The sequence below is a fragment of the Pseudomonas sp. SED1 genome, assembly GCF_034044025.1.
Lineage (GTDB): Bacteria > Pseudomonadota > Gammaproteobacteria > Pseudomonadales > Pseudomonadaceae > Aquipseudomonas.
The window spans coordinates 51,114-57,241 of the sequence record NZ_JAXCIS010000056.1; the positions used below are offsets into that span (position 1 = coordinate 51,114).

Annotated in this window: 9 protein-coding genes; 3 read left to right on the forward strand and 6 right to left on the reverse strand. The window is 59.8% G+C overall.

Annotated features, from left to right (window positions below):
- Positions 1-2: 2 nt before the first annotated feature.
- Genes SNL23_RS08230 through ubiE form a run of 6 tightly spaced genes read right to left on the reverse strand, consistent with a single transcriptional unit; the run spans position 3 to position 4,070 of the window.
- Positions 3-281 carry a twin-arginine translocase TatA/TatE family subunit gene (locus SNL23_RS08230; protein ID WP_076018096.1) on the reverse strand — a complete coding sequence of 93 codons (279 nt, stop codon included), beginning with the start codon at positions 279-281 and terminating at the stop codon, positions 3-5.
- 25 nt (positions 282-306) lie between these two features.
- On the reverse strand, positions 307-639 hold the full coding sequence (locus tag SNL23_RS08235) for a phosphoribosyl-ATP diphosphatase (RefSeq protein WP_017478214.1): 333 nt from the start codon (positions 637-639) through the stop codon (positions 307-309).
- A gap of 2 nt (positions 640-641) precedes the next feature.
- Positions 642-1,034: a phosphoribosyl-AMP cyclohydrolase gene (gene hisI / locus SNL23_RS08240; RefSeq protein ID WP_076018095.1), complete on the reverse strand. Its 393-nt coding sequence runs from the start codon at positions 1,032-1,034 to the stop codon at positions 642-644.
- A 41-nt stretch (positions 1,035-1,075) separates the two neighbouring features.
- A complete protein-coding gene (gene ubiB, locus SNL23_RS08245; RefSeq protein ID WP_167662977.1) occupies positions 1,076-2,680 on the reverse strand; it encodes a ubiquinone biosynthesis regulatory protein kinase UbiB in 1,605 nt (534 codons plus the stop codon).
- On the reverse strand, positions 2,677-3,300 hold the full coding sequence (locus tag SNL23_RS08250) for a ubiquinone biosynthesis accessory factor UbiJ (protein WP_167662976.1): 624 nt from the start codon (positions 3,298-3,300) through the stop codon (positions 2,677-2,679). Before SNL23_RS08250 ends, ubiB begins: the two co-directional genes overlap by 4 nt.
- Positions 3,300-4,070 (reverse strand): bifunctional demethylmenaquinone methyltransferase/2-methoxy-6-polyprenyl-1,4-benzoquinol methylase UbiE, encoded by a 771-nt coding sequence (ubiE, locus tag SNL23_RS08255; protein WP_003209306.1) that lies wholly within the window; start codon positions 4,068-4,070, stop codon positions 3,300-3,302. The genes SNL23_RS08250 and ubiE overlap by 1 nt, the downstream gene beginning before the upstream one ends.
- 143 nt (positions 4,071-4,213) lie before the next feature.
- Between ubiE and SNL23_RS08260 the strand changes: the two genes are divergently transcribed.
- From SNL23_RS08260 to SNL23_RS08270, 3 genes are all read left to right on the forward strand, one after another.
- A complete protein-coding gene (locus tag SNL23_RS08260; RefSeq protein WP_076018093.1) occupies positions 4,214-4,489 on the forward strand; it encodes a polyhydroxyalkanoic acid system family protein in 276 nt (91 codons plus the stop codon).
- Positions 4,490-4,594: 105 nt separating this feature from the next.
- Positions 4,595-5,017, forward strand: coding sequence for a phasin family protein (locus tag SNL23_RS08265; protein WP_318301989.1), 423 nt, complete (start codon positions 4,595-4,597; stop codon positions 5,015-5,017).
- A 12-nt stretch (positions 5,018-5,029) separates the two neighbouring features.
- Entirely contained in the window at positions 5,030-6,055 is a 1,026-nt protein-coding gene (locus tag SNL23_RS08270; protein WP_318301990.1) for a phasin family protein, read from the forward strand.
- Positions 6,056-6,128: the final 73 nt, after the last annotated feature.

The following is a 6,128-nucleotide window of genomic DNA, read 5'->3' on the forward strand; positions in this document are numbered from 1 at the left end:
ACTCACGAGTCTTTTTGGTTCTGCTCTTTGACGTGCTCGGCCTGTACGTCGAAGGTGCGACGTTCAGTGATCGGCTGAGTGGCCTGCGGGTGCACAGGCTGCGCCGGTGGCACCGGGTTCACGGTAGGGTCGGCAGGCTTTTCGTCGTCGTTCATGGCCTTGCGAAAGCCCTTGATCGACTCACCGACGTCGGTGCCGAGGTTTTTCAGCTTCTTGGTGCCGAACACCAGAACAACCACTACCAGAATGACGATCCAGTGTTTCCAGTCAAAAATGCCCATGCTGCAATTCCTCTGTAAAAGTTGGTCAGGCGGACGGGCGCGAGGCCTTTTCGGCATGCCCGGACAAGCCGAAGCGACGGTCCAGTTCATCAAGCACTGCCTGTGGATGCTGCCCCAGTTGGGCGAGCATGACCAGACTGTGGAACCACAAGTCGGCAGTTTCGTAGATCACGTCGCTGCAGTCGCCGCTGATTTGCGCGTCCTTGGCAGCAATAATCGTCTCGACGGACTCTTCGCCGAGCTTTTCCAGAATCTTGTTCAGACCCTTGTGGTACAGGCTGGCGACATAAGAGCTGTCGGCGGCCGCGCCTTTGCGGTCTTCCAGCACCTGGGCCAGGCGGTTCAGGGTATCGGTCATGTTCAGTGTCCTGCCGAGTAAATAGCGTGCGGGTCTTTGAGCACGGGCTCGACGGTCTTCCACTCGCCGTTCTCGAACACGCGGTAGAAGCAGCTGTGACGGCCGGTATGACAGGCGATATCGCCGATCTGCTCGACCTTGAGGATCACCACATCGGCGTCGCAGTCGATGCGCATCTCATGCAGGGTTTGCACGTGCCCGGACTCTTCGCCCTTGCGCCACAGTTTGCCACGGGAACGTGACCAGTAAATGGCACGGTTCTCGGTGGCGGTCAGGCTCAGGGCCTCGCGGTTCATCCAGGCCATCATCAGCACGCGCCCGGTCTTGTAGTCCTGGGCAATGGCCGGCACCAGGCCGTCACTGTCCCACTTGATCTCGTCCAGCCAGTCTTTCATTTTCGGCTCCGGCAATTTGCGACAGTGTATAACCGGATTGGCTATCGACGCACGATCAGATACACGCCCACGGCGACCATGATGCCAGCCGGCCAGTGGCCCAGTTCGTTCAGCGGACCGCCGGCGGCCAGTATCGTGCCGCCCACCAGGTGCGCGGCGCCCAACAGGCGCAGGAACCAGTCGTCCTTGCGCTTGTGCCACGGCGGCGGCGGGTCGTTGGCGTGGGGCTGGGACATGCGCTCCAGCAGGTCGCGGGTCATGTTGGCCAGGTGCGGCAGTTGCTCGACTTGGCTTTGCAGGTTGCCCAGCAGGGTTTTCGGGCTGACACGGTCACGCATCCAGCGCTCGAGGAACGGCTGGGCGGTGTTCCACAGGTCCAGGTCCGGGTACAGCTGGCGGCCCAGGCCTTCGATGTTCAGCAAGGTCTTTTGCAACAGCACCAGCTGCGGCTGCACTTCCATATTGAAGCGCCGCGCCGTCTGGAACAGGCGCATCAGCACCTGACCGAAGGAAATATCTTTTAACGGTTTTTCAAAGATCGGCTCGCACACGGTGCGGATCGCCGCTTCGAATTCGTTGAGTTTGGTCTCAGCCGGCACCCAGCCCGAATCAATGTGCAACTGCGCCACGCGACGGTAGTCACGCTTGAAGAAGGCAAACAGGTTACGCGCCAGGTAATCCTGGTCTTCCGGGGTCAGGCTGCCGACGATGCCGCAGTCGATCGCGATGTACTGCGGGCTCCACGGGTTTACGGTGCTGACGAAGATGTTGCCGGGGTGCATGTCGGCGTGGAAGAAGCTGTCGCGGAACACCTGGGTGAAGAAAATCTCCACACCGCGCTCGGCAAGCATTTTCATGTCGGTGCGCTGGTCGGCCAGGGTCGCGAGGTCAGTGACCTGCACGCCGTAGATGCGCTCCATCACCAGCACTTTCGGGCGGCACCAGTCCCAATAGACCTGCGGCACGTACAGCAGCTGCGAGCCTTCGAAGTTGCGCTTGAGCTGGCTGGCATTGGCCGCTTCGCGCAGCAGGTCGAGTTCGTCGTAGATGGTTTTTTCGTAGTCCAGCACCACGTCCACCGGGTGCAGCAGACGCGCGTCGGCCGAGAAACGCTCGGCGGCGCGGGCGAGGATGAACAGCCACGCCAGGTCCTGGCCGATGATCGGCTTGAGGCCCGGGCGGATCACCTTCACCACCACTTCTTCGCCGCTTTTCAGTTGCGCGGCATGCACCTGGGCCACCGAGGCCGAAGCCAATGGCGCAATGTCGAAGCGGCTGAAGACTTCGCTGATCTTCTTGCCCAGCTGTTCCTCGATCAACGTGACCGCCAGTTGCGAGTCGAACGGCGGCACGCGGTCCTGCAGCAGCATCAGCTCGTCGGCGATGTCTTCGGGCAACAGGTCGCGGCGGGTGGAGAGGATCTGCCCGAACTTGATGAAAATCGGCCCCAGGTCCTGCAACGCCAGGCGCAGGCGCGCGCCACGGCTCAGTTCGAGGGTTTTGCGCGGGAACCAGCGCCACGGCAGCACATAGCGCACCGCCAGCAGGAACCACGGCAGCGGCAGGGCGAACAGCAGGTCATCGAGGCGGTAGCGGATTACGACGCGCTGGATACGAAACAAACGGCGGACGGCGAGCAGCTTCATGCGTTATCGCTTGAATCAAGGGAGCGGCTCAGGCGCTCGAAGCGCGCCTCAAGTCGTTCCAGGTCGAGTTTGGCCTGGTCGAGTTCACGAAAGCGCGCTTCCGCTTCCCGTTGTCCGACCAAGGTGCGCGATTCTTCGCTCAGGTATTCGGCGAGGTTCTGGTTCAGGCTGGCGAAACCCTGCTGGTACCAGCGCGTGCGGCTGCGCAGGTGACCGCTGATCAGTTGGGTGACCACCGGGCCGAGCCAACGGGACAGCTCGTACTCCCAGTCCAGTTCCAGGTCTTGCAGCACGGCGGCCAGGTCCATCAGCACCGCGCTGTCGCCTTCAAGTTCCACGTCCGGACCATGGAGGATCGCCGTCTTGTCCCGGCTCAGGGCCAGGCGCAGCAGGCTTGAGCCGGAAGCACGCAGGGTGCAGTCGGCATCGGCGGCCCAATGGGACGCCAGCAACAGGCCTTCATCGCTGGGCAGGATAAACAGCTGCAAGGCGGGGCTGGTGCAATCGACGGCGATGATCCTGCCGTTCAGGTGCGCCAGTCGCGCCAGGGCGGTGCTGTCCAGGCGCAGCACACGGTTGAGGCCGTGTTCGACGCTGGCGAGAAGGCCTGCGAACAACATCAGGGCTTGATGCCGCGGTGCAGGGCGACGATGCCCGAGGTCATGTTGTGGTAGGTCACGCGGTCGAAACCGGCCTCTACCATCATCGACTTCAGGGTTTCCTGGTTCGGGTGCATGCGGATCGATTCGGCCAGGTAGCGATAGCTTTCGGCGTCATTGGTGATCAGCTTGCCCATCAACGGCATGAAGGCGAACGAGTAGGTGTCGTAGACCTTGGACATCAATGCGTTGGTCGGCTTGGAGAACTCCAGCACCAGCAAGCGACCGCCGGGCTTGAGTACGCGCAGCATGGAACGCAGCGCGTCTTCCTTGTGGGTCACGTTACGCAGGCCGAAGGCGATGGTGACGCAGTCGAAATGGTTGTCCGGGAATGGCAGCTTTTCAGCGTCGGCCTGGACGAATTCGATATTGCCCGCCACGCCTTTGTCCAGCAGGCGATCGCGACCGACCTTGAGCATCGAGCCGTTGATGTCGGCCAGTACCACTTGGCCAGTCGGGCCCACCAGCTTGGAAAACTTGGCCGCCAGGTCGCCCGTGCCGCCGGCGATATCCAGCACCCGGTTGCCGGTGCGTACACCCGACAACTCGATGGTGAAGCGCTTCCACAGGCGGTGCATGCCGCCGGACAGCACGTCGTTCATCAAGTCGTACTTGGCGGCTACCGAGTGAAACACCTCCGCGACTTTTTCCGCTTTCTGGCTTTCCGGGACGTTCTTGAAGCCGAAGTGAGTGGTGGGTTCGGCATCGCTGCCTTTGCGCTGATCAGTCATATCGCTGTCACCAAAAGAGAATGGGGGCATTCTAATCCCCAAGGCATGCTTTGTCTTGGCAAGGCTGAAGGTAAGATAGGTGGCCACCGAGACCTTTTGCCGCATGGCGGGTCGACAAGTCTCTATAACGAGGAGTCATTCAAATGGCCCGTATACAGGTTGAACGTGCCCACACACTGGGTAAAGACGCTGCCCGCGAAAAAGCCGACAAGTTGGCGAGCAAACTCAAGGATCAATATGGCCTGGAGTCTTCGTGGGTCGGCGACACACTGAATCTCAAACGCTCGGGAGTTAAAGGCACCGTGAAAGTGGCTGAGGATTCCCTGCGCATCGAAGTCGAACTGGGCCTGTTGATGTCCGCCATGAGTGGCACCATAAAGTCCGAAATCGAGAAGGCGCTGGATAAAGCCCTGGCCTGATTTTCGTCCTTCTTAGGGTGCCGATTCTAATTTTTCTGCCTACTTTGTGCCCAAGCCCTCAACTTCTGTGGGCAGTTCCTCCCCCCTTTATGCGTGAGGTGCACCATGGCCAAAGTTATTTTGAAGAAAAAAATTGCTACCGGAACTAACGCCCTGATCGACGATAAATCCTATGCCCGCAAGATCTGGCTGGCCGGTTTGGGGGCTTATGCCAAGGTCGGCAGCGAGGGCGCCGAGTACTTCAAGGAACTCGTTAAGACTGGTCAACATGTTGAAAGTAAAGGCAAAAAAGTTGTGATTGAACAACTTGGTGCGGCCAACAGTCAGATTGATCAAGTCAAGAGCGAACTCTTCGGCGTCAAAGGTCGAGTCGAAGTGCAACTGGATAAAGTTGAAAGCGCTTTTGATAGTCGTGTTGGAAGTGCCTTGAATCGGATCGGCATTCCGTCTAAACATGACGTGGAGACACTCTCTGCTAAGCTCGATGAGCTAACGGCATTGCTCGAACGTGTCGCGCGTAAACACTAAGGAGACAACGGGATGGCTGGTAAAAAGACTACTGATAAAGAAGGCAGCTCGTGGATCGGGGAAGTTGAAAAATACTCCCGCAAGATCTGGCTGGCCGGTTTAGGCGTGTACTCGAAGGTGAGCAGTGACGGCGGTAAATACTTCGAGACTTTGGTTAAAGACGGCGAGAAGGCCGAGAAGTTGACCAAGAGCACAGTGGGTAAACAAGTCGATGCGGCAAAAGCATCCGCCGGTTCTGCCAAATCGCGTATCAGCGACAAGTGGGGCGAACTGGAAGGGGCTTTCGATAAGCGCCTGAACAGTGCCATTTCGCGACTGGGCGTGCCTAGCCGTACTGAAGTCAAAGCGCTGCACAGCAAGGTCGATACCTTGACCAAGCAAATCGAAAAACTCACCGGCGCGAAAGTTGCGCCCGTTGCGGCTAAAACCGCAGCGGCTAAACCGGCTGCCAAGCCGGCCGCGAAAACTGCAGCGGCCAAACCTGCTGCAAAAACCGCCGCTAAACCGCTGGTCAAGGCCGCCGCCAAACCGGCAGCCAAGCCAGCCGCTAAAGCGCCGGCCAAAGCTGCTGCAAAACCGGCTGCCAAGCCTGCGGCTAAAACCGCAGCGGCTAAAACCGCAGCGGCTAAACCGGCCGCCAAGCCTGCCGCTAAACCAGTGGCCGCTAAAGCAGCTGCAAAACCTGCGGCAAAACCAGCCGCCAAGCCGGCAGCAAAAGCCGCAGCCAAGCCAGCGGCTAAAACCGCTGCCGCTAAACCTGCTGCCAAGCCAGCCGCTGCGAAACCTGCAGCCAAGCCGGTCGCTGCAAAACCCGCCGCGAAACCTGCGGCTGCAAAACCTGTAGCTGCCAAGCCGGCTGCCAAACCGGCCGCGGCGAAGAAGCCTGCCGTAGCCAAAAAGCCAGCAGCGCCAAAGCCAGCGGTAGCGGCCAAGCCTGCAACCCCGGCGCCAGCGACCAACTCGGTGACCCCACCGACCCACGCTGCCGCTACCCCGACTGCAACGCCGGCAACCCCGACGCCTACCAGTCAGTCCTGATTTTTGCAGGACACATAAAAACGCCCGGCCTGGAAAGGTCGGGCGTTTTTTATGGAATCTACAGAACGACACA